The sequence below is a fragment of the Pseudonocardia sp. CA-142604 genome, assembly GCF_050948475.1.
Taxonomy (GTDB): Bacteria; Actinomycetota; Actinomycetes; order Mycobacteriales; family Pseudonocardiaceae; genus Pseudonocardia; species Pseudonocardia alaniniphila.
In genome coordinates this window covers 4,000,473-4,026,212 of record NZ_CP192045.1, presented here as the reverse complement: position 1 = coordinate 4,026,212, position 25,740 = coordinate 4,000,473, and the positions used below count along the sequence as shown (strand labels likewise).

Annotated in this window: 19 protein-coding genes; 10 read left to right on the top strand and 9 right to left on the bottom strand. The window is 70.1% G+C overall.

Features of this window, described 5'->3' with window-relative positions; translation table 11 throughout:
• Positions 1 to 20 precede the first annotated feature (20 nt).
• From ACQPZQ_RS18335 to ACQPZQ_RS18325, 3 genes are read right to left on the bottom strand one after another with little or no spacing between them, the layout of a single operon-like run.
• Entirely contained in the window at positions 21 to 2,195 is a 2,175-nt protein-coding gene (locus tag ACQPZQ_RS18335) for a xanthine dehydrogenase family protein molybdopterin-binding subunit (protein WP_433297324.1), read from the bottom strand.
• Positions 2,195 to 3,154, bottom strand: coding sequence for an FAD binding domain-containing protein (locus tag ACQPZQ_RS18330; RefSeq protein ID WP_433297322.1), 960 nt, complete (start codon positions 3,152 to 3,154; stop codon positions 2,195 to 2,197). Before ACQPZQ_RS18330 ends, ACQPZQ_RS18335 begins: the two co-directional genes overlap by 1 nt.
• On the bottom strand, positions 3,141 to 3,593 hold the full coding sequence (locus ACQPZQ_RS18325; protein ID WP_241036530.1) for a (2Fe-2S)-binding protein: 453 nt from the start codon (positions 3,591 to 3,593) through the stop codon (positions 3,141 to 3,143). Before ACQPZQ_RS18325 ends, ACQPZQ_RS18330 begins: the two co-directional genes overlap by 14 nt.
• Positions 3,594 to 3,819: 226 nt before the next feature.
• On the opposite strand from ACQPZQ_RS18325, the gene ACQPZQ_RS18320 reads away from it, so the two are divergent.
• The gene (locus ACQPZQ_RS18320; RefSeq protein ID WP_433297320.1) at positions 3,820 to 4,398 is read left to right on the top strand and encodes a TetR/AcrR family transcriptional regulator; all 579 of its coding nucleotides are present in this window, start codon (positions 3,820 to 3,822) and stop codon (positions 4,396 to 4,398) included.
• Here the strand turns inward: ACQPZQ_RS18320 and ACQPZQ_RS18315 are convergent.
• Positions 4,386 to 5,660, bottom strand: coding sequence for an MFS transporter (locus ACQPZQ_RS18315; RefSeq protein ID WP_433297318.1), 1,275 nt, complete (start codon positions 5,658 to 5,660; stop codon positions 4,386 to 4,388). The genes ACQPZQ_RS18320 and ACQPZQ_RS18315 overlap by 13 nt on opposite strands.
• A 196-nt stretch (positions 5,661 to 5,856) precedes the next feature.
• Here ACQPZQ_RS18315 and ACQPZQ_RS18310 point away from each other — a divergent pair, with 196 nt between their 5' ends.
• From ACQPZQ_RS18310 to ACQPZQ_RS18285, 6 genes are all read left to right on the top strand, one after another.
• Positions 5,857 to 6,807, top strand: coding sequence for a lactate/malate family dehydrogenase (locus tag ACQPZQ_RS18310; RefSeq protein ID WP_433297316.1), 951 nt, complete (start codon positions 5,857 to 5,859; stop codon positions 6,805 to 6,807).
• A 149-nt stretch (positions 6,808 to 6,956) separates the two neighbouring features.
• Entirely contained in the window at positions 6,957 to 8,282 is a 1,326-nt protein-coding gene (locus ACQPZQ_RS18305; RefSeq protein ID WP_433297314.1) for an ABC transporter substrate-binding protein, read from the top strand.
• A gap of 95 nt (positions 8,283 to 8,377) precedes the next feature.
• Positions 8,378 to 9,307, top strand: a complete 930-nt coding sequence (locus ACQPZQ_RS18300; protein WP_433297311.1) for a carbohydrate ABC transporter permease — start codon at positions 8,378 to 8,380, stop codon at positions 9,305 to 9,307.
• A complete protein-coding gene (locus tag ACQPZQ_RS18295; protein WP_433297309.1) occupies positions 9,304 to 10,125 on the top strand; it encodes a carbohydrate ABC transporter permease in 822 nt (273 codons plus the stop codon). The genes ACQPZQ_RS18300 and ACQPZQ_RS18295 overlap by 4 nt, the downstream gene beginning before the upstream one ends.
• 47 nt (positions 10,126 to 10,172) lie before the next feature.
• Positions 10,173 to 13,001: a family 78 glycoside hydrolase catalytic domain gene (locus tag ACQPZQ_RS18290; RefSeq protein ID WP_433297307.1), complete on the top strand. Its 2,829-nt coding sequence runs from the start codon at positions 10,173 to 10,175 to the stop codon at positions 12,999 to 13,001.
• A gap of 45 nt (positions 13,002 to 13,046) precedes the next feature.
• The gene (locus ACQPZQ_RS18285; RefSeq protein ID WP_433297305.1) at positions 13,047 to 13,832 is read left to right on the top strand and encodes a nucleotidyltransferase domain-containing protein; all 786 of its coding nucleotides are present in this window, start codon (positions 13,047 to 13,049) and stop codon (positions 13,830 to 13,832) included.
• Here the strand turns inward: ACQPZQ_RS18285 and ACQPZQ_RS18280 are convergent, their stop codons facing one another.
• The gene (locus ACQPZQ_RS18280) at positions 13,833 to 16,433 is read right to left on the bottom strand and encodes a glycosyl hydrolase (protein WP_433297303.1); all 2,601 of its coding nucleotides are present in this window, start codon (positions 16,431 to 16,433) and stop codon (positions 13,833 to 13,835) included.
• 89 nt (positions 16,434 to 16,522) lie between these two features.
• Positions 16,523 to 16,957 carry an Rrf2 family transcriptional regulator gene (locus ACQPZQ_RS18275; RefSeq protein ID WP_433297301.1) on the bottom strand — a complete coding sequence of 145 codons (435 nt, stop codon included), beginning with the start codon at positions 16,955 to 16,957 and terminating at the stop codon, positions 16,523 to 16,525.
• A 129-nt stretch (positions 16,958 to 17,086) separates the two neighbouring features.
• On the opposite strand from ACQPZQ_RS18275, the gene ACQPZQ_RS18270 reads away from it, so the two are divergent.
• On the top strand, positions 17,087 to 17,842 hold the full coding sequence (locus tag ACQPZQ_RS18270; protein ID WP_433297299.1) for an SDR family NAD(P)-dependent oxidoreductase: 756 nt from the start codon (positions 17,087 to 17,089) through the stop codon (positions 17,840 to 17,842).
• 71 nt (positions 17,843 to 17,913) lie between these two features.
• Here ACQPZQ_RS18270 and ACQPZQ_RS18265 read toward each other — a convergent pair whose 3' ends face one another.
• Positions 17,914 to 19,509, bottom strand: coding sequence for a PLP-dependent aminotransferase family protein (locus tag ACQPZQ_RS18265; RefSeq protein ID WP_433297297.1), 1,596 nt, complete (start codon positions 19,507 to 19,509; stop codon positions 17,914 to 17,916).
• A 508-nt stretch (positions 19,510 to 20,017) separates the two neighbouring features.
• Between ACQPZQ_RS18265 and ACQPZQ_RS18260 the strand changes: the two genes are divergently transcribed.
• Positions 20,018 to 21,298: an MFS transporter gene (locus ACQPZQ_RS18260; protein WP_433297294.1), complete on the top strand. Its 1,281-nt coding sequence runs from the start codon at positions 20,018 to 20,020 to the stop codon at positions 21,296 to 21,298.
• A gap of 33 nt (positions 21,299 to 21,331) precedes the next feature.
• Here ACQPZQ_RS18260 and ACQPZQ_RS18255 read toward each other — a convergent pair whose 3' ends face one another.
• Entirely contained in the window at positions 21,332 to 21,916 is a 585-nt protein-coding gene (locus ACQPZQ_RS18255) for a helix-turn-helix domain-containing protein (RefSeq protein ID WP_433297292.1), read from the bottom strand.
• 120 nt (positions 21,917 to 22,036) lie between these two features.
• On the opposite strand from ACQPZQ_RS18255, the gene ACQPZQ_RS18250 reads away from it, so the two are divergent.
• Entirely contained in the window at positions 22,037 to 22,630 is a 594-nt protein-coding gene (locus ACQPZQ_RS18250; protein ID WP_433297290.1) for a class I SAM-dependent methyltransferase, read from the top strand.
• Positions 22,631 to 22,842: 212 nt separating this feature from the next.
• Here the strand turns inward: ACQPZQ_RS18250 and ACQPZQ_RS18245 are convergent, their stop codons facing one another.
• Entirely contained in the window at positions 22,843 to 25,548 is a 2,706-nt protein-coding gene (locus tag ACQPZQ_RS18245; RefSeq protein WP_433297288.1) for a helix-turn-helix transcriptional regulator, read from the bottom strand.
• Between the last annotated feature and the right edge of the window lie 192 nt (positions 25,549 to 25,740).

The window sequence follows — 25,740 nt, the reverse complement described above, 5'->3', positions numbered from 1 at the left end:
GCAGGTGCCGCACCCAGGCGTCACTCGACCAAGAGGTCCTCGATCACGATGGGAATGTGACGGACGCGGACACCGGTGGCGTTGTAGATGGCGTTGGCAACAGCTGCCGCCATGCCGACCGTGCCGATCTCGCCCACGCCCTTCGCGCCGACGGCGTTGTGCAGCGTGTCCGGGTACTGGACGAAATGGACGTCGACCTCCGGGATGTCCGCGTTCACCGGGAGCAGGTAGCCCGCGAAGTCACCGTTGGCCAGCCGGCCGTTCCCCTCGATCTCCATGCCCTCGTGCAGCGCTGCGGACACGCCCCAGATCATGCCGCCCATGATCTGGCTGCGGGCCGTCTTGTCGTTGATGATCCGGCCGGCGTCGAACACGCCGAGCATGCGGGACACCCGGGCCTCGCGCGTCCACTTGTGCACGCGGACCTCGCAGAACTGAGCACCGAACGAACTGAACGAGTGCTTGGTCAGCTCCTCGCCGGGCGCCGACGAGCCGATGGCGGAGATCGACGGGCGGCCCACGGCCCGCAGCACTTCCCCGAACGTCATCGTCCGGCCGCCCGCGAGCACGCGACCGTCCGTGTACGAGACCTCCATGCCATCGAACGGGGAGCCGGGAGAAGACGCCACGGCCAGCAGATCGTCGATCACCTTGGTGGCGGCGATCATGATGGCCGTTCCCGCGCTCGCTGTAGCGGTGGAGCCGCCGGACATGCCACCAGGTGGCAGGGCCGAGTCGCCCAGCCGCGGCGTGATCCGCTCCGGCGGGATGTCCAGCGACTCCGCTCCCACCAGCGAAAGCACGGTCAGGAGGCCGGTGCCCGGGTCCGCGCCGCTGGTGGCGACCACGGCCGTGTCGTCGGCCTGCAGCCTGACCTCGACCGAGGCCGGGAACCGCAAGGCCGGGAACATCGCGGTGGCCGTGCCGAGACCCACGAGCCAGTCGCCGTCGGTGTGGCCGCGCGGCGTCCGGTTCGCCCAACCGAACCGGGCCGCGCCGACGCGGAAGCACTCGTCGAGATGCTTGCTCGACCACTGCAGATCCTTGCCGGGCGGCGCGGTCGAGTCGTTCCGGAGGCGCAGCTCGATCGGGTCCATGTTCAGTGCGACCGCCAGTTCGTCGATCGCGCTCTCCAGCGCGAAGGACCCGGGTGCCTCGCCCGGCGCCCGCATGAACGTGGTCGGCGGGATGTTCAGCGGCACCATCTTCTGGCTGATGGCCAGGTTCGGGGTGGCGTACCACTCCCGCGAGGTGCCGTGCGACGTCGGTTCGACGAACGACCGGTCCGCCGCCGTGCTGCACCACGAGTCGTGACGCACGGCGATCAGCGTGCCGTTCGTGTCCGCGCCGAGGGCGATCTTCTGCACGGTCGCGGCGCGGCCCGCGGTCGCGGTGAAGACCTGCTCCCGGGTGAGCGCGGCCTTGATCGGCCGATCGAGGGCCCTGGCTGCTGCTGCCGCCAGGAACGCGGGCGCGGACGTGCGACCCTTGCCGCCGAACGCCCCGCCGACGAACGGGTTCAGTGCGTGGACCGACGCCGGATCGAGGGCCAGCGCAGCGGACAGCTCCGCAGCCTGGAGATCCGACCCCTGGTTTCCGCTGTAGACGGTCAGTCGCCCGGATTCCCATACCGCGACCGCGGAGTGCGGCTCCATCGCGGCGTGGTTCTGGGTCGCGGTGCTGTACGTCGCCTCGACGACCACCGGGCTCGCCGCCAGCGCGTCCTCGATGGACTCGACTCCGGGGGCGAGAACCGTGTGGGTCTGAGGTGAACCGTCGAAGGCGGGCGGCGCGTCCTCGGCCGAGTCCAGGCCGTCCTCCAGCGAGGTCAGGGCAGGCCGCGGCTGGTAGGTGACCTCGACGAGCATCGCCGCGTCCCGCGCCTGTTCGAAGGTCTCCGCCACCACGAAGCCGATCGGCTGGCCGTAGTACGTGACTTCCCGGTCCTGCAGGGGAACCCAGGTCTCGCCGAAGACCGGGGAGTTCGGCGTGTGCAGCTCGAGCGGGTCGAACGGCGAGTACACGCCGATCACACCGGGCGCGCTCTTCGCCGCCGTGGTGTTCATGGCCTCGATCTCGCCGTGGGCGATCGTGCTGAGCACGATGTATCCGTAGGCCAGGCCGGGGAAGTTGTGGTCCGCCCCATACCTGGCCTGGCCGGTGACTTTCAGCGGCCCGTCCAACCGGCTGACCATCAACGGCTCCCCTCGGTCAGTTCGAGCAGTGCGCGGACAACGGTCCGCTTCAGCAAGGACACCTTGAACTCGTTCTCGGCCAACGGCCTGGCACCGTCGGCCGCGACCGACGCGGCGGCCTCGAAGGCCGTGGGAGTCGCGGGCGCGCCGCGCAAGGCCTCTTCGACCGCGGTGAGCCGCCACGGCACGGTCGCCACGCCGCCGACCGCCACCCGAGCGTCGACGATCTGCGAGCCCTGGATGTCGAGCGCAACCGCGGCGGAGCACAGCGCGAACTCGTAGGACTGCCGATCCCGCACCTTGACGTACGTCGAATGTGACGCCCAGTCCAGGCGCGGCACCAGGACCTCGGCGATCAGCTCTCCGGGGCGCAGGTCGTTCTCCACCTCGGGCGAGTCGCCCGGCACGCGATAGAAGTCGCTCAGCCCGACGGTGCGGCTTCCCGTCTTGCTGACCAGGCGGATCTCCGCTCCCAGCGCGACGAGCGCGACTGCCACGTCGCTGGCGTGGGTCGCCACGCACGAGTCGCTCGTGCCCAGCACGGCGTGCATCCGGTTGGCTCCCGAGATCGCGGGGCAGCCGCTGCCGGGATCCCGCCTGTTGCACGGTGTGGCGACGTCACGGAAGTACGTGCAGCGGGTGCGCTGCAGCAGGTTTCCGCCGATGCTGGCCATGTTCCTGAGCTGCTGGGAAGCGCTCAGCAGCAAGGCGCGCGAGATCGCGGGATACACGCCGGGGTGGACGGCGATGTCGCTCATCCGCTCCAGCGCGCCGATCCGCAGACCGTCGCTGGTGTCGATGCCTCGCAATGGCAGCTCGTTGATGTCCAGCACATGCTGTGGCGTCAGGACGTTGAGCTTCATCAGGTCGACGAGGGTGGTGCCACCGGCCAGGAACGTGCCGGGTGACGCGAGAGCGTCCTCGACGGTGGCCGGTGCTGTGAGTTCAAAGGGACGCATCGGCGTGCCTCGCCTGTTCGATCGCCGCGATGATGTTCGGGTAGGCAGAGCAGCGGCAGATGTTGCCGGACATGAACTCCCGCACGTCCTCGACGCCATCCTTGACCGCGGCGACTGCCGACATGACCTGCCCGGGAGTGCAGAACCCGCACTGCAGGGCGTCCTGGTCGAGGAACGCCTGCTGGACCGGGTGCAACCGATCCCCGTCGGAGAGTCCCTCCACCGTTGTCACCGGCTGCTTCACGGTGCCGGCCAGGGTCAGGCACGAGAGCACGGGCCTGCCGCCGACGTGCACGGTGCAGGCGCCGCATTGTCCTCGGTCGCACCCCTTCTTCGGACCGGTTATGTCGAGCCGTTCGCGCAACGTGTCCAGCAACGTCACACCGGGATCGATACTCAGTTGTTCTACCTTGCCGTTGACTTCGAGTGAGATGTCCACTGGACCTTCATTTCCCCAGATCGTCCATGTTGGAAGCCTGACGGCATGGGTCGCGGTGGCGGCTACGTCGAGCCTCCGCAACACTGAAGCGGATGCTCATCCGCTTCAGCCGTCCAAGCTAGCGGATTATGATCCGCTTCGCAACGAGGGCACGCGGGACCTACTCCGATTCAGGACGTGCTGCACTACATTTTGGACGAACGAGGCGAACGACCCGGGAGAGACGATGACGACGACGGGATCGGTCAGTCCCCGACGTGCGGACACCCGGCGCAACCACGAACGCATCCTCGCCGCAGCCGCCGAGTCACTGCGTAACTCGGACGAGCTGTCCTTCAATTCCATCGCGAAGAAGGCCGAGGTGGGGGTCGGCACGGTGTACCGGCACTTCCCCACCCCGGAGGCGCTCATCCTGGCGGTCTACCAGCGCGAGGTACGACATCTCGTCGACGTCGTGCCGAGCCTGCTCGAGACCCACACCCCCGAGCAGGCCTTCCGCACATGGACGACCGAACACCTGGCCCATTTCCTCATGACCAAGCGAGGCCTGGCCAACGCGCTGCGCGCCGCCACGCCGTCCCACGGAGAACTGCCCGCGAGCGCCTACGAGACCCTGGTCGGCGCGGTCGCCACACTGCTGAAGGCCAACGTCGAGGCCGGAACGGTTCGTGCCGACCTCCACCCCGAAACCGTCCTGCGCGGCCTGGGCGGCCTGCTGTACCTCGACCGCAGCGGCGACTGGAAGAACCAGACCGCGTGTCTCACCGACCTGCTGTGGCGAGGCATGTGCGATCACTCGAATTGAGCGCTCGGTGCGCTTTCGGCCGGTGGCTGGTCGTCGCGGCTTGCTGTGCGGAAGCCGGAGACTCCCAGTAGGAGCGCCACGGTGGCGATGCCGGCCGAGCCGAGCCAGAGCGCGGGTCCTGGACCAGCGGCGTCGGCCAGCAACCCGCCCAGCGGGGCGCCGACCACGACGACGGCGCGGTTGAGCGAGCGCATTGTGGCGTTCGTCCGGCCTTGCAGCCGATCCGGCGTGACGGCCTGGCGGTAAGCGAGCTCGATCGGTCCTTCGGCACCGAATCCCAGTCCGTACACGAGCTGGCCTGCCGCCGCGACCACGACGACGGCGGTCCCTTCCGTCGATCCGGCAAGGGCGATGACCGCGATCCCGCCCGCCTCGAGCACGCGGGAACCCGCGATCGTCCCGGGGATGCCGACGCGGCGGCCGAGCAACTCCGACACGGAACTGCCGAGCAGAGCGCCGACCCCGGCCAGGGCGAACGTCACGCCCAGGCCCGTCGCGCCGATGCCCAGCTCCAGGTAGGCGTAGGGCACGTAGACCGTGACGAACACGGCGTTGAACAGGAACCAGCCGTGCGTGGAGAGCGCGAGCGGCCGCAGCGTGGGGTGCCGGTAGACCCAACTCGCGCCCTCGCGCAGCTCGGCGAGAACCGACATGGCGGTGGGTCGCGGCGCCGGGTCGCGCACGGGAACGGCGGCGATGAGCAGGCCCGACAGCGCGTAGCTCACGGCGTCGACGAGGACGGTGAGCGGTGCCCCGATCGCGGCCACCAGACCCCCGCCGAGCAACGGGCCGGTCGTCTGGGCCACCGCGTCGCTCTGCTGGAGGCGGGCATTGGCGCGCGGCAGGAGTTCGCGCGGCAGCAGGCGGGGCAGGAAGGACTGGTGGGCGGCGGCGTTCAGCACCGACAGCAGACCGAACACCACCATCAGCGCGGCGAGCACCGGAACGTTCAGGTGTCCGGTGGCGGCGAGCAGGGGCACCCCGGCCAGCACGACCGCGCGGCCGAGGTCCGTGCCGACCAGCAGCGGTTTGCGGCGGACGCGGTCGGCCAGCACGCCTGCGAACAATCCCACCGCGAGGTAGGGGACCACGCCCGCGCCTCGGACGATTCCGACGTCGGTGGCCGTGCCCCCGAGGTCGGCGACGATGAGCACACCGACGGCGAAGACGCTGATGTAGGTGCCACCGTCGGAGATCGTGGAGGCAGCCCAGAACCGGCGGAACCCGCGATGGCGGCGCAGCGGCACGGTCTGGTCCGTCATGTGGACCAGCCGATCATGAGGCGAGCGTAGCCGTGCCCGCCGACGACGGGTGCCGGGCCGACGCCGTATGTGTCCACGCTGGACGGCCCGCCACAGGATCTGGGATCACGCAGTCCTCATCGGCGGGTGAGGCACCACCGCTGATGTGGGTACAGCCTTCGAGAGGCGGGTCCGGATACGGGAGGAGCGTGTTGCCGTGAAGGTCGGTGTGGTCGGTGCGGGTGCGGTCGGAGCGGCGACGGTGTTGTCGCTGGTCGAACGCGGCGGGATGTGCCGGGAGATCGTGCTGGTCGACAAGGCCGCCGAGCGGGCCGCAGGCGTGGCCACCGACATGCGCTACGCCGCCCCGCTGTCCCCCGTGGTGGACGTGCGCGCGGGTGGATATCAGGACCTCGACGACGCCGCGCTGGTGATCATCACGGCCGGAGTGAACGAGAAGACCGGCGGCGCCACCGATCGCTCCGATCCGCAGGGCCGCCTGCGCCTGCTGGACACCAACGCGAAGGTCTACGCCGACGTCGTGCCGCGGATCGTCGCGGTCGCGCCACACGCGGTGTTGATGGTGGTCACCGATCCCCCGGACCCGCTCGCGGATCTCACCCGCCACCTGGCCCACCACGACCGGGTCTTCTCCACCGGCACGCTGATCGACAGCCTGCGCTTCCGCGTGCACCTGGCCGATCGGCTGCGGGTTCGCCCGTTGGACGTCCACGCGATGGTGGTCGGTGAACACGGCACATCCGAGGTTCTGCTGTGGTCGTCGGCCGAGATGGGCGGCATCCCCGTCCTCGACCTGCTCGACGACGGCGAACAGCCTCTGGATGCGGTGCGCGCGGAGGTCGAGGAGAGCATCCGATACGCGAACATCACGATCATCGAGGGCACCGGGGCCAGCCAGTACGGCATCGGGGCCGTCTCCGCGCGCCTCGCCGAGGCGGTGCTACGGGACGAACGGGCCGCCCTCCCGGTGGCCGCCTACAACCCCGAGTTCGACGTCACCCTGTCCTTGGTCAGCGTGCTGGGCGCCGGCGGTGTCATCGAGATGCACCAGCCCCGGATGACACCGGAGGAACGGGCCGCCCTCGACCGCAGCGTCTCGACACTCCGCGACGCAACACGCCGCGCCCTCGCCGCCGTCGACCAGTAGCCCTCCCCCGGCGCCAGCGCCCTCGGGTTGGCGGTGGCGATGCGCTGTGTAACCAGATCTTGACCGTTGGACAGGTCCACGCCTAGCATCCCAGGTCACATCTTGAAACGATTCAAGACCGCAGCCACGTCTGACAAAGAGGTCAAACGATGCGCAAGCCAGCGTCCCAGCGAGCGCGGGCGCTCGTCGCCCTCGCGGCAGCTGCCGTCGTCGCCACCGGGTGCAGTGCCGGCAGTCTCACCTCCAGCGGGGGCGACGGTGAAGGCGTCACACTGTCGTTCCTCACCAGCAACGGCCCCGAAGACATCGCAACCGCCGAGGGCCTGGCCAAAGCCTTCATGGCCCAGAACGAAGGCGTGACCGTCGAGGTCGAGCAGCGCCCCCAAGGCACCGAGGGCGACAACCTCGTCAAGACGCGACTCGCCACCGGAGACATGGCGGACGTCTTCGTCTACAACTCCGGGTCGCTCCTGCAGGCCCTCGACCCGGCTCAGACGCTCGTGCCGGTCACGGACCAGCCGTGGACCAAGGACCTCGACAAGACTTTCGTCGACGCGGTGTCCGGCAACGGCCAGGTCTTCGGCGCCCCGGTCGGCACCGTCCAAGCGGGCGCCGTCATGTACAACAAGGCGGTCTACGCGCAGCTCGGCCTCAAGATCCCGCAGACCTGGGACGAGTTCATGGCGAACAACGCGGTGATCGCCGAGCGCACCGACGCCGCGCCGGTGATCCAGACCTACCGGGAGACCTGGACCTCACAGCTGTTCGTCCTCGGCGACTTCCGCAACGTCCTGCAGGCCGAGCCGAGCTTCCCCGAGCAATACACAGCAGGGAAGGTGAAGTACGCGACGTCCGCGGCCGCGTTGCGGGGCTTCCAGCACCAGCAGGCGGTGCACGACGCCGGCTACATGAACGAGGACTTCGGGTCCGCCACCTACAACGACGGGCTGCGGATGCTGGCCGAGGGCACGGGCGTGCAGTACCCGATCCTCACCAGCGCGATCGGCGAGCTCGTCGCCAGCCACGCGGACGCGATCGACAACATCGGCGTCTTCGCGCTGCCGGGCCCCGACGCGGCGACGAACGGCCTCACCGTCTGGACGCCCAATGCCGCGTACACACCGCAGACGACGCAGGGCCCGGTGCGCGACGCGGCGCTGCGCTTCCTGGCCTTCATCGCCAGCCCTGCCGGCTGTCAGGCGATGACCGAGGCTGCAACGCCGACGGGCCCGTACGTGGTGAAGGGCTGCGAGCTCCCCGCGGACGTGCCGCCTGCGGTGCAGGACGTCCAGGAATACCTCAGCCGGGGCGCCGCGAGCCCGGCGCTGGAGTTCCTCTCCCCCGTGAAGGGGCCGAACCTCGAGAACCTCACGGTGGAGGTCGGCTCCGGCATCCGCTCCGCGGAGGACGCCGCAGCTCTCTACGACCAGGACGTCGCTCAGCAGGCCCAGCAGCTCGGCCTCGAGGGCTGGTGACCGGGCCGCGCTGAAAGCCCGCAGACCCGACCGGGTCGTCGAGCCGGCTCGTCCGAGGGCCGGCTCGGCGCCCGGACCCGCGCAGGGAGGCGCACATGGCGACGAACACGATGGTCGAACCTGCGGCGCCGCCCGGCCGCAGCGCCCGACCCGTCAAGGCGGGCGGCAAGCGGAAGAGTCCGTACCCGCACTGGTTCTATCTCCCGGCGGCGATCGTCTACTCGGTGCTCTTCCTGGTGCCGACCTTCGCGTCCTTCTACTTCAGCCTCACCCGTTGGACGCTCTTCGACACCGAGTTCATCGGCTTCGACAACTTCGTCACGTTCTTCGAGCAGCCACAGCTCGTCACCGGCCTGGTGAACACGATGATCTACGCCTTCGTCACGTCCGGGGCGAAGGTGGTGCTGGGCCTGCTCCTCGCGGTGTTCCTCACGTCGCAGATCATCGCCCGCGGATTCCTGCGATCGGTGATCTTCTTTCCCGTGCTCGTGAGCACCGTCGGCGTCGGTATCGCGTTCCAGGTCCTCATGGATCCGCAGGAAGGGCTCATCAACGACTCCCTTGCGCTGCTGGGAATCGACGGACCGGGCTGGCTCACTGATCCCGACCTCGCGCTGCTGTCGATCGCCGCAGTCGACGTCTGGAAGGGTGTCGGCCTGGCGACCGTCATCTACATCGCAGGCATCGTCTCGATTCCGCAGGAGTACCACGAAGCGGCGAGGGTCGACGGGGCCAGCTCATGGCAGAACTTCCGGCACATCATTCTCCCGCTGGCTCGGCCCGCCACCGCCACGGTGATCATCCTGTCGCTCATCGGAGGGCTGCGGTCCTTCGAGCTCATCTGGGCGATGACCCGCGGCGGGCCGGGCTACACCTCCGACGTGATCGCGTCCGTGATCTACAAGCAGTACCAGGCCGGCTTCTACGGAATCTCCACCGCGGGCAACGTGGTGCTGTTCGTGGTCGTCACGGCGATCGTCCTGCCACTGACTCTCTTCCTCAACCGGCGAGAGGTGGAGATGTGAACCGCACCTACCGCTACTGGGCCAGCACGCTCGGACTCGTCCTCACGGGCATCATCTTCGTGGTCCCGTTCGCGTTCATCCTGCTCACGTCGCTGAAGACACGGCAGGAGGCCAACCTCCTCGAGTTCTCCTGGCCCACCGAGATCGCTTTCGTCGACAACCTCGTCGACGTGATCCAGGCTCGCGATCTGATGCTCGTTATTGCCTTCATCAACAGCACGGTTCTGACGGTCGCCAGCGTGGCCGGCATCGTGGTGCTCTCCGCGATGGTGGCCTTCGTGCTGCAGCGGCGGAAGACGCGCTGGAACCCGTTCATCAACTTCCTCGTGCTGTCCGGGCTCATCATCCCACCGGCAGTGGTTCCGACGATCTGGGTGCTCCAGGGGATCAGCCTGTTCGACACCATGCTCGGGCTCATTCTCGTCGAGGTGGCGTTCGGCCTGTCGTTCTCGATCCTGCTCTTCCGGGCCTTCATCTCGACGATTCCGCGGGAGATCGACGAGGCCGCCATCATCGACGGTGCGGGCCCACTGCGGGTCTTCTTCCGGATCATCCTGCCGCTGCTGAAGCCGGTGGTCGTCACGGTGATCGTCGTACAGGCGGTGCAGGTCTTCAACGACTTCGTCAACCCCCTGTACTTCCTCCCCGGCAATCCCACCGTGCAGCTCACGCTCTACAACTTCCAGAGCCAGTTCCAGACGAGCTACAACCTGCTCTTCATGGACATCCTGCTCATCACCATTCCGCCGCTCGTCATGTTCATCTTCTTCAACCGCCAGATCGTCGCCGGGATGACCTCCGGCGCCGTGAAGGGCTGAGCCAGAGCAGCCCACTCCCCCGTCGAGCCGTTCCAGGAAGGACGTCCGTGACCGCTGCGCCGTCGACCCGCGTCATCCGCACCACCGCCGAGCACGCCACCGACCGCAGCACGGTCCCCACACCGACACCGCGCCTGTCCTGGGTGGTCGAGACCGACGTGCCGGACTGGCGGCAGGCGTCCGCCGAGGTGGAGCTCACGCCCACCGGTGGCGGGGACACGACGACCGTCCGGCTCGACGGCCCCGACTCGGTGCTCGTCGGCTGGCCCTTCGAGCCGCTGGCAGCCGGTGACGAGGTGACCGTCCGGGTGCGGGTCACCGGCGCCGACGGTGGAACCTCCGCCTGGAGTGCCCCACTGCCCGTCGTCGCGGGCTTTCTCGCCGACGGTCAGTGGAACGCGCAGATGGTCGGACTCGCCGACCCGCAGCAACCGGCACGACCGGTGCTCGTGCGGCACGCCTTCACCGTCGACCGCCCGGTCCGGCGGGCGCGCCTGTTCGCGACCGCGCACGGCGTCTACCAGGTCGCGGTCAACGGGCACGACGTCGACGACGAGGTGCTGAAGCCGGGCTGGACCGCGTACCAGTGGCGCCTCGTGCACGAGACGACCGACGTCGCCGACCTCCTCGTCCACGGGGAGAACGCCGTCGGCGTCCGCCTGGCGGGCGGCTGGTGGACCGAGCGCTTCGGCTTCCGGGACGCCGCCGCACGCGTCTACGGCGAGCAGCCCGCGGTCGCGGTGCAGATCATCCTGGACTACACGGACGGCACGAGCGAGACGATCGCCAGCGGCGAGGGCTGGCGGGCGAGCGGTGACGGGCCGACGACGCGCAGCGGGATCTATCTCGGCGAACGCTTCGACGCGCGGCTCGAGCCCGCAGGCTGGTCGAGCCCCGGCTTCGACGACCACGCCTGGTCGCCGGTGCGGGTCGACGGGGACGTCCCGGTTCCGCAGGCGCGCCGCTCGCCGGGCGCCCGCCGCGTCGCCGAGCTGCCGGTCCGGGAGGTCATCACGACGCCGAGCGGCAAGACGGTGCTCGACTTCGGTCAGAACCTCGTCGGGTGGCTGCGCCTCACCGCGCGCGGCGAGGCCGGGACCACGATCACGCTGAGGCACGCCGAGGTACTCGAGAACGGTGAGCTCGGCACGCGACCACTGCGCGCGGCCGAGGCCACCGACACGTTCACACTCGCCGGTACGGGAGAGGAGACGTGGGAGCCGTGGTCGACGTTCCACGGGTTCCGCTACGCGCAGGTCGACGGCTGGCCGGGCGAGCTCGACCCGTCCGACGTCGTCGCCGTGGCGGTGAGCAGCGACATGCGCCGCTCCGGCGAGTTCGAGTGCTCCCACGAGCAACTGCAGCAGCTGCACGAGAACATCGTCTGGGGGATGCGCGGCAACTTCCTGCACGTGCCCACCGACTGCCCGCAGCGCGACGAGCGGCTCGGCTGGACCGGCGACATCCAGGTCTTCGCGCCGACCGCCACCGACCTCTTCGACTGCAACGGGTTCCTGGCGAGCTGGCTGCGGGACCTCGCGCTCGAACAGGAAGCGGCGGGCGGCATCGTGCCGTTCGTCGTGCCGCACGTCCTCGGCAGACCCATCCCTGCGGCAGCCTGGGGAGACGCCGCCACGGTGGTCCCGGCGGTGCTCCACGAGCGCTACGGCGACCGGCAGGTGCTCGTCGACCAGTATCCGAGCATGCGCTCGTGGGTGGAGACGATCCTGGGGCTCGCGGGCGAGCGCCGGCTCTGGGAGGGGAAATTCCAGTTCGGCGACTGGCTCGACCCCGCGGCGCCGCCCCAGCGGCCCGGGGAGGCGAAGACCGACCCCGACGTCGTCGCGAGCGCCCACGTCTTCCGCTCCACCGACATCCTCGCCCGCACCGCGGCGATCCTCGGGTACACCGACGACGCACAGCGTTACCGGCGCATCGCCGAGGAGGTGCGCGCCGCCTTCCTGCGCGAGTACGTCACGGGCGCCGGTCGGATGCTCTCGGACACCCCGACCGCGTACGCGATGGCCATCGAGTACGGCATCGCCACCGACCCGCAGATGCGCAGGCAGATGGGAGACCGGCTCGCGGATCTGGCCCGCGCAGCCGGGTACCGGGTGGCCACCGGCTTCGTCGGCACCCCGATCGTCTGTGACGCGCTGACGAGCACGGGGCACGTCGACGTCGCGGGCCGGCTGCTGCTGCAGACCGAGAACCCCTCGTGGCTCTACCCCGTGACGATGGGGGCGACCACTGTGTGGGAACGCTGGGACAGCATGCTCGAGGACGGTTCGATCAACCCGGGCCAGATGACGTCGTTCAACCACTACGCGTTCGGCGCGATCGCCGACTGGATGCACCGCACCATCGCCGGCCTGGCACCCGCCGCGCCCGGATACCGGGAGCTGTGGATCGCGCCGCATCCGATCGCCGGGCTCGACTTCGCCCGGGTCACGCACGAGACCCCGTACGGGCGGGCGGCCGCCGGCTGGGAGCGAACCGCAGGCGGCGTCGTCGTGACCGCGGTGGTGCCGGCCGGCACGACCGCCACCGTTCACCTGCCCGACGGGTCGGACCCGCTGGTCGTCGGTTCGGGATCGCATTCCTGGACGGTCGCCGTGAACGGCCGGTCCGCGCCCGACGGCGCCGTCTCGCTCGACTCCGAGCTCGCCGACATCGTCGACGACCCGGCGGCGTATGCGGCCGTCATGGGCACGCTGCGCGAGTACGACGAGGAGCAGGCGCGGGAGTTCCGCGACACCACCCGGTGGGTGCGTGGCAGCCGGCTGGTCGACGTCATGCGGCGGATCCCGCCGGTCGTCCAGACCGAGGTTGCCGAGGCCCTCGCCGGCGTGACCCGGGCCCGCAGTGTGGGATGAAACGTTCCATCCGTTGATCACGAGCTCCCGAGGCGAGGCCTGAGGGTGCGTCACCACGAGGAGACGCTCGCGGCGTTCGTCGCCGACGTCCGCGGTGAGCCGGACGCCGTGGGTGTCGTCGTCGTGGGGTCGGTTGCCCGCGGCACCGAGCGGGCGGATTCCGACGTCGACGTGTACCTCGTCGTCACCGGCGACGCGTTCGCCCGCGCGGGCGAGCAGAACCGGCTGAGCTACGTCCGGCGGGACGTCGCCACGTACGCGGGCGGGTACGTCGACGTGAAGGTCGCGACGGAGCACTACCTCGCGGTGGCTGCCGAGCGCGGTGACGACCCCGTGCGGGCGTCCTTCGCCGGGGCCCGTGTGGCCTGGTCGCGCCGCGACGACCTCGATGATCTCGTCGCGCGCGTCCCCGTCGTGCCCGACAGCGCGTGGGACGCGCGGGTGGTCTCGTTCATCGCCCAGGCCCGGCTGTACGGGGAGTACTTCCTGCCGCAGGGCGCGAAACTCGCCAACGACTTTCTCCGCCACCACGCCGCCGTCCATCTGGTGACAGCCGCTGGCCGAGCCCTGTTGGCGCACCACCGCGTGCTCTTCCGGGGGCCGAAGTACCTCGAGGAGACCCTCCGGACGCTCGACCGGCTCCCGGAGGACTACCTCAGCCTCATGTCCCGCGTGCTGACCGATCCCACACCGGACGCCGGGGCCGCGCTGCTGGCGGCCGTGGAGGCCTTCCACCCGTGGCCGTTGCCGGCCGCCGAGACGCTGTCGGTGTTCGTCCGCGACAACGAGCTCGCGTGGTTGACCGGCACCCCGCCGCCCGAGTTCTCCTGACTACCGTCGCTCGAACTGCAGCGACGGCACCGCCCGTAGCCCCGACGTCGTGGGCCGCTGTGCGAGCTCCAGGTCCTGCATCGTGAACCGCTTGCCGTCGATCGAGGTCACCGCGTCGACGGTGGTGGCGAGCTCGGTGTTGGCCCGCAGCGCGCCGAGCCCGGTGCCGAGGACGCGCACGACGACGGTGTTCTCGCCTGCGCGCAGCGCGTCGGTGACGTCGACGGCGTAGGGCGGCGCCCACGCCCAGCCGCAGACGACGTCGTTCACGATCACCTGGGCGACCTCGCCCACCGGTGCGGCGACGTCCGCCCGGTACGACGCTCCGCGCAGTGCCGGCTCGCCGGGGACGTCGCGTGGCTCGGCCCTCACGGGACCGAGGTCGAGCAGCACGCGCCCGCCGAGCCGATCGCCGTCGACGATCACGGTCGTCTCGTAGGAGGCGCCACCCGAGTAGTCGGCCCGCCCGGGGTCGTCCTCCCAGCGGTGCGGCACTGCCACGTCGTTCGGCTCCTGGGGAGCGTCCTCGTACGCGACGGTCCACGGCCCGGTGAGGTCGACGGCGTCGGCGGGGCCGTCCGCCGAGGCGGCCGGGACATCCTGGTCGGGCGCGGGCAGCGCGACGAGGACGGCCGCCTCGTACGGCTGAAGGTCCAGCGGCACCCCGCCGTCGACGACATCGACCCGGTGCGCCCGACCGGTGCGCGCGTCCCACCGCTCAAACGCGGCGGCGTCATCGCGGGTGCGCAGCACGAAGGACTGAGGGTGCGGACCGGTGTTCGCGACGAGATAGACGTCGGCCTCCCCGGCACGGCGGTGCACGACGCCGACGTCCGGCGTCACGGGACTCGTCGGGGCGTCCGGCGGCACGACCGCGGCGAGCGCGGGCAGCAGCGCGTCGACGTCGTCCACGGCGACCCAGCCGTCCCGCTGGACGGCGCCGCCCACGGTGACGACGGCACCGCCCGCGGCGACGTGCTTCTCGAGCAGCCGTGCCGTCTCCACCGGCAGGTCCCGGACGAACGGCAGGACGACGACGCCGTACCGGCTCCAGTCGGCCTCTCGCAGCGCGGTGTCGTCGACGAGGTCGTAGTCGTACCCGGCCTCACGCAACGCCGCGGGAAGCTCATCGCCGATGTGGCCTCGGGTCGCGCGCCACAGGTCGAGGTAGCCGCGCGTGCCGGGTTCGAAGCGCAGCGCGGCGTCGCGGCTGGGCACGTAGAGAGCGACGTCGACGACCGGGTGGCCCTGCCGCAGCAGCCAGCACAGGCGGTGCAGGTAGCTCGCGAGCGCGGGCATGGCCGGCCACCACGGGTTCACGTCGCTGAGGGCACCGGCCGCGTAGAAGATCCAGCCAGGTGGCTGCGCGCTCGGCGGCGAGTACGGCCAGCCGTGCCCGATGAGCTGGTTGACGCCCAGGAGCAGGTGCTCGTGCGCCTCACCGACCAGATCGAGCGGCGTCGCGGCCAGCGACGGCGAGTGCACCCAGGTCCAGGTCTCCGACGAGACGACGGGCCGCTGGTACAGGTGCGCCGCCGACGTGGCCCACTTCGTCTGCGTGACCGACCGCCACCCCCAGCCCTCCCCCTCCGGCAGGTCCGCGTGCCGGTACGCGCTCAACGCGCCGGGCGGCTGGCCGTAGCTCTGGATCCGGAACAGGACGTCGTGCCGCTGCGCCCATGCACGCACCACGGCGACGAAGTTCTCCTCGTAGAGCTCCCCGAGCGTCGTCACGACATCGGAGCGGACCCGCTCCGAGCCCGCACCGCGGATGTGCAGCAGCGGCAGCTCGGGCAGGAGGTCGTAGCCGCGACGGGCGCGGAACTCCTCCGGCAGCGAAGGCGTCCAGTCCGCGCCGTACACCTCGAGGCTGTCGCAGAACACCGCGGTGACGAGCTCGCTCGGGACCGCGGCGAGGATCGGGTCGGCGACGGCGCGCAGGTGCGTCTCGGTCGCCGCCCGACTGAGGTGGTCGAGTACCGGTCCTTCCGCGCCGAGGGCCGCCCGCTTGACGTTCTGGCCGGTCGGGCTCGACAGCGCGAGAAGGACGACGCGCGGCCCGGCCCCGTCCGGAATCTCGACGGCGCCGTCCCGGACCGGCAGCTGCCACCACCGCACGGGCGGTTCCTGCAGAGAACCGTCGCCGATGTACGCGGCGATGAACCGATCACCGGGCCAGGGCTGCGCGACGGGGATCCGAGCGGCGCGTGGCGGTACCTCGCGCATGTCCCATCGCAGCTGCCGCGCAGCGGTCTCGTCCGTGATGTGCGGGCCGCCGAACGACCACCCGCTGCCGATCGTGACGTCGAAGCGCAATTCGAGCCGGGATGCCGTCTCGGCGGCGAACCGCAGCCGGGACAGGAACCGCTCGGAGAGGAAGCCGCCGTCCGCCCGGTCCACTTCGGACGTCGACAACGGATACGTCGAGCAGACCTCGACGCCGCCGATGCCTGCGGCCGCCATGGCCTCCAGCTCGCGGGCGAGCTCGGCCTCCTCGACGAAGGGGCCGAACCACCACCAGCGCATCATCACGCGGCTGTCCGGCGGTGGGGCGGCGAAGCCCGCTCGCAGCGTCGGGATGGTCGGCTCGGCAGACGTCATCGTCGCGGGCTCCCTTGATCAGCGTGTGTGAAACGTATCAAGGTCACACTGCGCGTGGCAGGCTCGATCGACGTCTCCGATCAGTACAGCTAGCGAGGCGCCGCGAGGACGTCCCGGACGACGTCCTCCAGCGTCACGCGGGCCAACTCGCGCTTCAGGGTCCCCTCGATGCCCTCGTAGATGCCCTGCATCGCCGGCTGGATGCCGTAGCCCACCGTGCACCCCTGGTCCGGGGTGGCGCGGTGCATCGCGAACAACGGGCCGGGTTCCACCGCCTCGTACACGTCCAGCAGGGTGATCGACTCCAGCCCGCGCGCGAGCACCCAGCCTGCGCCCACACCCCGCCGGGACTCCACGAGCCCCGCCCTGCGCAGCTCGCCGAGCAACCGCCTGATCACCACGGGATTGGTGTTGGCGCTGGTCGCGATCTGCTCGGACGTGGCGACCTCGTGGCCCTGTCGCTGGTAGAGCCCGATCCAGGCGAGAGCGTGAGCGGCGATGGTCAACCTGCTGTTGGCGCTCATGAACCCTCTCTCTCCGCTGCAACGATCCATGTTACGACCGTCCTGTCGTAACAGAAGTTGTTGCGATCGACTGTCGTAACAGCTAGCGTTACGACAGTCAGGGAAGCTCGATCAGCGAGGTGGAAAGAAATGAACAAGCCGCTCACGGGCAAGGTCGCCCTGGTCACCGGGGGATCCCGCGGACTGGGAGCCGCGACCGTACGGCTGCTGGCCGAGCGGGGCGCCGACGTCGCGTTCACCTACGCCAGCTCCGAGAACAAGGCGCAGGCCGTCGTCGACGACGTGCGCGGCACGGGCGCGAAGGCCGTCGCCTTCAAGTCCGACCAGGCGGACATGAGCCAGGCGCAGGTGCTGATCGACAACGTGGTCGCCTACTTCGGCGGCCTGGACATCCTCGTCAACAACGCGGCGATCTCGGCGGGGCAGGGCCACACGGTGGACGACCCGGATGTCGACACTGCCGCGCTGGACCGGATGCACGCCACCAACTACCTCGGCGTGATCGCCACCATCCGGGCCGCCTCCCGGGTGATGCGCACGGGCGGCCGAATCGTCACGGTGAGTTCGGGACTGGGCACCCGGGTCGGTTTGCCGGGCGTTGCCGACTACGCGGCGACCAAGTCGGGGGTCGAGAGGTACACCCTGGGCGTCGCGCGGGACCTCGGGCGTAAGGACATCACGGCCAACGTCGTGGAAGCCGGATTGATGGAGAGCGGAATGGAGCCGCCGGACGCCGAGACCCTCAAGGCCTTGCTCAGCTCCCTCTCCCTGCAGCGCATGGGCCACCCCGACGAAATCGCCGCGGCGATCGCCTTCCTGGCGAGCCCCGAGGCGTCCTACGTCACGGGCGCGGTGCTGGACGCCCACGGCGGCTACAACGCCTGAACCGGAGCCCGGCCCCGCACCTCGAAGGGCATCGCGCCTTCGGGGTGCGCGGCCGTAGGAATCGCCTCGCTCTAAGCGCGATCCGCCCCCGGCGAGATATGGGCCGCAGTCGGCCGCACCGCGGGCTCCGCTCGGGGGAGCACTCGGCACAGCGCGTCCAGCGCGCCGGACCAGGCGCTGTCCGACGGGGTGGCATAGCCCACGACCAGCGCGTCCCCGCGCCGCACGGGCTCACTGCCCGATCCCGGGTCCCCGTCCGTAGCCGGTGCCGCGGCCCCGTCCCGTGCCGGCTCCCGCCCTCCGGTCGACCGGAGGGCGAAGGACCCGAGACCTTCCACGGCGAGACCCTGCGCGGCTGCCGCGGAGACCACGGACCGCTCGGTGCCCGGCGGGAGTTCGACGACGGCGTGCAGCCCCGCCGCGATGCCCGACACGCTGATGCCGGGTGCGTGCTCCGCGATAGCCGCGACCAACTGGTCGCGGCGGCGCCGGTAGCGCAGCCGCATGGCCCGCACGTGCCGGTCGTAATCCCCGGACGTGATGAACTCCGCGAGCGTCAGCTGGTCGAGGGCACCGGGAGCCCAGTCGACGTGCCCCTTGGCCTCGACCGCATCGTGCGCCACCGATCCGGGCAGCACGATCCAGCCGATGCGTAGCCCCGGCGCGAGCGACTTGCTCGCCGTGCCGAAGTACACGACCCGCTCGGGATCGAGCCCCTGCAGCGCACCGACGGGCTGACGGTCGTAGCGGAACTCGCCGTCGTAGTCGTCCTCCAGGACCAGTCCGCCCGTGGCACGCGCCCAGTCGACCGCGGCGGCCCGCCGGTCGGCGCGCAGTGCCCCGCCGATGGGGTACTGGTGCGCCGGCGTCAGCAGGACCGCTCCTGCGCGCTGGAGAGGGAGCTCCTCCGTGCGCGTGCCGTCCTCGTCGAGCAGGAGGGCCTGGGTCCGCAAGCCCGCTTCGGTCAGCAGGTCCTGGTACTGGGGGACGCCGTACGCCTCGATGGCGACGGTTCGCACGCGGCGCGCGTTCAGTACCCCGCCGATCAAGCGCAGCCCGTGTACGAAGCCCGCGCAGATCAGCATGCGGTCGGGCCCGGCGTACACACCGCGGGCTCGGGCCAGGTAGTCGGCGAGGGCAGTGCGCAGTTCGATGCGGCCCCGCGGGTCGCCGTAGCCGAACGCCTCGTGCGGCGCGGCCGTCAGTGCGCGCCGGGCCGCGGCCAGCCATTGTGCACGCGGAAAGCTCGCGAGGTCGGGGTTGCCGGGCAGCAGGCTGTAGGTGGCGCCCGCCGTCCGGATCGGCGAGGGCCGCTGGTGCACGATGCGATCCGCGCCGCTCGCCGGTGCCCTGCGGGGCTCGGCACGCTGGGCGACGCGGGTGCCCGAACCCTGCTGCGAGGTGAGCCAGCCCTCGGCGACCAGCTCGGCGTAGGCATCGGCGACGGTGTTGCGGGCGATGGACAGATCAGCGGCGAGGGTGCGTGACGAGGGCAGCCGGGCGCCGGGCGCGAGGCGGCCCGTGCGGACGGCATCACGCAAAGCGTCCATCAGGGAAGCCCGCAGGCCGTGGCCGCCGCGCAGGTCCAGGTGATCCAGGTACAGATCCGCTCCGAGGCCCTCGGAAGACGCGTTGCCCCCCGGCGAATTGGCCCGCTTCCCTGCCATGGAAATGCACCATACCCCTGGCCCACTGGCCACTTAGCCTGGGAGCCATGACGACGAACGAACGCCTTCCGGAAAGGGTCCGAGAATCGATCTCGCCAAGCCGGCACCCGACGTCTCCAAGGCCCTGATCCGGATGCACACCAAGGACACCCGTCTGATCGGGGTCATCACGGTGATCAATGCTGTCAACCGCGCGGGTGTGACGGCACGGAACGTGCCGTGCTGCTGCACCCCGGCACAGGCGCACTGAGCCGCCCAACCACCCGCGGCGAGCGATCCGCCGCCGTCGTGCCCGGGCCGCGGGAAGCGGCCCCGCACAGCTCATGCAGACAGCTGGGATCTGCGCTCGTCACGCCCCACCGCTGAGAGCCACTCCAGCCTCTGCTGTCGTTCGGTAATTCCGAGGTTCGAATCAATCCCCCTCGGCTCGACCCTGCTCGTTTTCCACCACCTCACCGGCCGTGCCGATCTGTTCATTCCGGCCGCGCCAGTCACCAAGGAGAGATCCATGAGTTCACCCATCGTGCGGGAAACCGTCGGCGAACCATCGCCGGGAATCAGCAGCAAGCTCGCGGTTCTGCTGGCTGTCGCCAGCGGGGTGGCGGTGGCCAACATCTACTACGCCCAGCCTCTGCTTGACCGGATCGGACGCGACCTCGGGGTGGGGCCGGCAGGGCTCGGGCTGGTCACGACCGTGACCCAGGTCGGCTACCTGCTGGGCCTGATCCTGATCGTGCCACTCGGCGACCTGATCAACAGGCGGGTCCTCATCGTGGCGGGGTGCGTGATCGCCGCGGGGGCCCTGGTCGGTGTGGCGGTGTCACCGCAGCCCCTGATGTTCCTCATCGCCAGCGGCGTCGTGGGAGTGGCGTCCGTCGTGCAGCAGGTGATCATCGCCTACGCGGCCGTGCTGAGCAGTCCCGAGTCGCGTGGCCGCGTCCTCGGCATCGTGACCAGTGGTGTGGTCATCGGCATCCTGCTCGCCCGGACCGTGTCCGGTCTGCTCGCCGATGCCCTCGGCTGGCGCTCGGTCTACGTGGTCTCGGCGCTCCTCATGCTCGCGGTCGCGCTCGTCCTGGCCCGCAAGCTGCCGCCGGAAACCACTCGGAGCACTGTTTCGTACCGCCGCCTGATCACATCGGTCGTCAGGCTGACGGTTCACGAGCGCGTGTTCCGCGTCCGCAGCCTGATCACGCTGTTCATGTTCGCCGGATTCGGCGCCCTCTGGGGTTCGATAGCGCTGCCGCTGACGGCGGCGCCGTGGAACCTGTCCACCAGCGCGGTGGGCCTGTTCGGTCTCGTCGGCGCCGCGGGAGCGATCGGGGCCGCACGCGCCGGCACCCTGGCCGACCGCGGACTGGCCCAGTGGGTCAGCGGTGTCTCCCTCGTCCTGTTCCTCGCTTCCTGGGTACTGATCGCCTGGCTGCCGACCTCTCTGATCCTGCTGATCGTCGGAATCATCGTCATCGACCTGGCCGGGCAGGCCATCCACGTCACCAACCAGCAGTTGATCGTGGAGATCGACCCCCATTCCAGCAGCCGCCTCATCGGCAGCAACATGGTCTACTACGCGATCGGCACGGGCCTCGGAGCGATCGCGGCAACCATCGCCTACAGCGCATGGGGCTGGACCGCCGTCTGCATTCTCGGCGCAGGCCTCAGCACCGTGGCACTCCTGATCTGGGCCGTCGACAGGATCTCCGTGAACCGCGGCGAGTCACGAGCGGCTGCGTCTCGGACGGACACCGCTCCTGCCCCGGCCGGACTGCCCGAGAACCGCGCCGCGTGATGAGAGCGCATTTCCCGCAGCACCGGCGAAGGTTCACCGACCAGGAAAGCTGGCAGTGACGTGGAAGCGCTCCCCCTGGGGTCCCAGGATGCTCAAGAACTCCACCGGCCGGTCGTCGGCTCGGCCGAACCAGTGCGGCAGGTGGGTGTCGAACTCAGCAACCTCACCCGGCCCCAGCACGAGATCGTCTGTTCCGAGCACGAGGCGCATCCGCCCGTCCAGGACGTAGAGCCAGTGATACCCGGTGTGCGACCGCGGCCGCGGCTCGGGCTCGTCGGATTCCGGTGTCAGGATGTGTTTGAACGCCTGAAGCCCACCGGGCCGCCGCGACAAAGGGATCACGATCATCCCGTTGCGGGTGACCGGACGCAGGTACACACGGGGGTCACTGGCATCAGGGGCTCGTACCAACTCGTCGAGCGGTACCCGGAACACCTCTGCCAGCGGCAACAAGACTTCCAGACCCGGCTTGCGATGGCCCGACTCCAACCGCGACAGCGTGCTCACCGCGATCCCCGTTCGCGCCGACAAGGCGGCAAGGGTGATCCCGCGACGGCGACGCAACTCCCGCAATCGAGGCCCCACCGCGTCCAGCACCGAGCCGATCAGTTCATTCATACGGCCACGGTGTCCGCCGTTTGCACGTCGCTCAACTTTTGTTGCCGCGGCGACAACGCCGGGTGTAGTCCGCGTCCTGGGTCGATGCGCCGGCGTCGACATCGAGGAGGAGACACGCCCATGGACGCATCCAGGTGGGATCAGATGTACCGCACCCACGGTGACCTCATCAGTGAGCACCCCAACGCGACCTTGATCACCGAGGCCCGCGATCTGCGCCCCGGACACGCTCTCGACGTGGGATGCGGACATGGCGCTGACGCCCGCTGGATGGCCCAGCACGGCTGGGACGTGACCGCGATCGACCTCTCCGGCGTCGCACTCGGCCGAGCCGCCGCGCGAACCGAGTCCGGTGCACGCGTGACCTGGCGGCAAGGGGATCTCCTCAGCATCGACCTCCCGCACCAGGCGTTCGACTTGGTATCAGCCCACTACCTGCCCCTGCCCCGACGAGAGGACCACGCTTCGCTGCGACGCCTACTCGACGCTGTGGCGATCGGCGGAACCCTGCTCGTGGTCAACCACGACCTCGCTGACCTGTCTCCAGAGACCCGCCGAGCAGCCGAGGACCACTACCTCGCTCTCGACATCATCGCCTTCCTCCGTCCCGAGTGGACCGTCGAGGTGCATGAGCGGCGACCACGGACAAGCCCCGCTCCCGCCGGCACGAAGCACACCCACGACATCGTCCTGCGGGTCCGACGTAGCCGATGAGATCCGTCAGCGGGCACTTCCACATCCCGACCAGCCGCGAGTCACCGTTCCCGTTCGGCGGCGACCTGCCCCGGAGCTCCACCGGGAGTTCGACGCGTTCGCCGAGCAGATCGCGACGGTGGACCACCCGTGCGACGGGCGGCTCGCGGTCGGCGTCGGGGCGGGCAGGACGGCATCATCGCAGGTCACGCGGCGGCGGTCGGCGCCTCTGCTCAGCCGCGCAAGTGCTTGCGTGAGGTGATGTTGAGCTTCCCGAAGATCTTCGTCAGATGCCACTCGACGGTGCGCGGGCTGAGGAAGAGCCGGGCGGCGATCTGGGAGTTCGTGAGGTCCTCGCAGACGAGACGGACGATCTGGGTTTCCTGGGTGGTGAGTTGAGCGGTCGTGTCGAACGCGAGTCCCGGGACGGGCTCGCCGATGGCCCGCAACTCACGCGCGGCGCGTTCGGCGAACGCCTCGGCACCCATCGTCGTGAACATCTCGTAGGCAGTGCCCAACTGCTCGCGCGCATCCACACGGCGGTGGTCACGACGCAGCCATTCGCCGTAGAGCAGGTGGGCGCGCGCGAGCTCTCCGCGGACGCGGGTGCGGCCGAGCCGCTCGATCGCCTCGCGGTAGTGGCGCTCGGCGGAGTCATGCTCGGTCACCAACGCTCGCGAGCGAGCCTCGATCCCGAGAGCCCAGTCGGTGCCGCAGGAACGGGTGGTCTCCGTGAGCCGTCGGAGAGCATCGGAGGCACGCTCAGGGGCCCCTGTGCGGGCGGCTGCCTCGACGAGCTCGATCAACACGCCGCACGCCGACATGCCCTCCTCCGAGAGATGCACTTCCGCGTGCGAGGCCGCAGCCATGGCGTCCTGATGGCGGCCGCGACCGTTGTGGATCACCATCCTCGCCCACACGCCGACGGTCAGGCCCGCAGTTTCCTCGCCCGGGTGCGCGTCGCCCATGGCCTCGATGCGCTGATGAACGGCGGCCTCGCGACCCTGCCAGGCGGTGAGCAACAGGGCACCGTCGAGATGGCACCCGGTCACCGCTGTGACCGCCTCCGCCTCGTCGAGCAGCGATGAGGCCGCAGCGAGCTCGCCCGCGAACGTGTGCACGGAGATGCGCATGGACAAGGCCAGCGGGAGCGCAGTGAGTGCACCGGCGTCCCGGGCGAGCCGAACGTGGCGGGTGGCGAGCACATCCCAGGTTTCGTGATCCCACAGGTCCCGCGCAGTGCGGCAAGCCAACCAGAACCATCGCAGCCCCACCTCGTCAGGTAGATCGGGGCTTCGGAAGGCGGCCAACGCGCGTTCGACGATCGGCATCGCCGAGCCGGGCCCGTCGGTGGATCGCACCGCCAGGCCTTCGAGGAGAAGATCAGCGGCGTCCTCCGCCGGAGAAGGCCGGGGCATCGAGCGGGCGAACTCGGCCACCTCTCGAACCCCTCCGCCCCCGGCGAACATCGCTGCAGACAGCGCCTCCAGGCAGGTTGCGCGGGCCAACCGCAGATCGAGCGCCTCGAGCTGCTCGGCGGCCGTGAGCAGCAGCGCGGGCGCACCACATCCCCGACGGTTCACGGCGAAGGCGATCTGGGCGCGCAGCAGGCTCGCGCGGGCGCGCTGAAGCTCGTCCAGCGGGCCCGCCTCGGCCAGTGAGATCAGACCCAGAGCTGCGTCCGGCAGCGCAGCATGGTGCTTGTCGCGGGCCGCGGCCAGCGCGCGTTCCGCCCGGCGTGCCGGCTCGAGGGTCAGCTCGACCGCTCGTTCCAGGAACGCTGCGGCCGCGGCCGGGCCGCCGCGCGCTCGTGCGCGGCCGGCCGAGCACTCGAGCTCGGCCGCGACGTCCTCGTCCGGCCGCGGCGCCGCCTGGGCACGGTTCCAGGCGCGGCGGTCGGGATCAGCCTCGGCATCGGTGACGTCCGCCAGCACCCGGTGCGCGATGCGGCGCTCCTCCGGCGAGGCAGCCCGGTACACGGCCGAGCGCACGAGCGGATGGCGGAACCGCACCTGGGCACCGATCTCGAGCAACCCGACGGCAGCCGCCGGGCTCGCCGCCTCGGCACCGATTCCGAGACGCGCGGCTGCGCGCCACACGAGTACCGGATCGCCGATCGGTTCCGCAGCGGCCACCAGCAACAGCTGCCGTGTCCCTGACGGGAGCTGCGCGACTCGCTGTAGGTAGCTCTCCTCGATACGTCCGGGAAGAGCCCGCGCCGCCTTCATCCCGGACCCGCCCACCAACTCGGTCGGCGTCGACCCATGGGGCAGTTCCAGCAGCGCCAGCGGGTTTCCCCTGGTCTCGGCGACGATCCGGGCGACGACCTGCTCGTCCATCGGCCCACGCAGCGCGGAGCGCAGCAGTGCCCGCGCGTCATCGTCCGGCAACCCGGCCAGGTCCAGACCCGGCAGATCCGTCAGGCCTGTCAGATTCGGGATCTCGCCTGGCGTCCTCGCTGCGAAGACCATCGCCACCGACTCGGCCCCCAGCCGGCGCGCGACGAAGGCCAATGCCTGAGCGGATGCGCGATCGAGCCATTGAGCATCATCGACCACGCACACCAACGGCTGTTTCCGGGCGACCTCGGCGAACAGGCCCAGTACCGCCAGTCCGACCAGGAGACGATCCGGTGCAGGCCCGGCACGGAGACCGAGCGCCGTGCGCAGTGCATCGCGCTGATGGCCGGGGAGAGATTCGGCCCGGCCCAGCATCGGCGCGCACAACTGGTGCAGCCCCGCGAAAGCCAGTTCCATTTCCGATTGGACACCCGCGGCCCGCACGACCCGCCCCGATGCTCGTCCGACCAGGTACTCCAGCAGAGCCGTCTTTCCCACGCCCGACTCGCCCCGAATCACCAGAGCCCGGCTCTCACCTGCTCCGACGGCTTCGAGCAGCCGGTCAAGAACTTCGCACTCACTGCGCCGACCGCGTAACACCCGGTTACACCGCCACCAGCACAAATCCCTGTGAAGTCACTCAGAAAGTATCCGTACGCCACCAGGCCGAAACCGGGCCTTGTGGTGGCCCTCACGACCGGTCCGGGGGGTCCGAGGATTCTCCTGGCGGACAACTCGCACAATCCGGGCGCATTCACCGGAAAGATCTTCGGTTTCGGCTGATTGAAACGG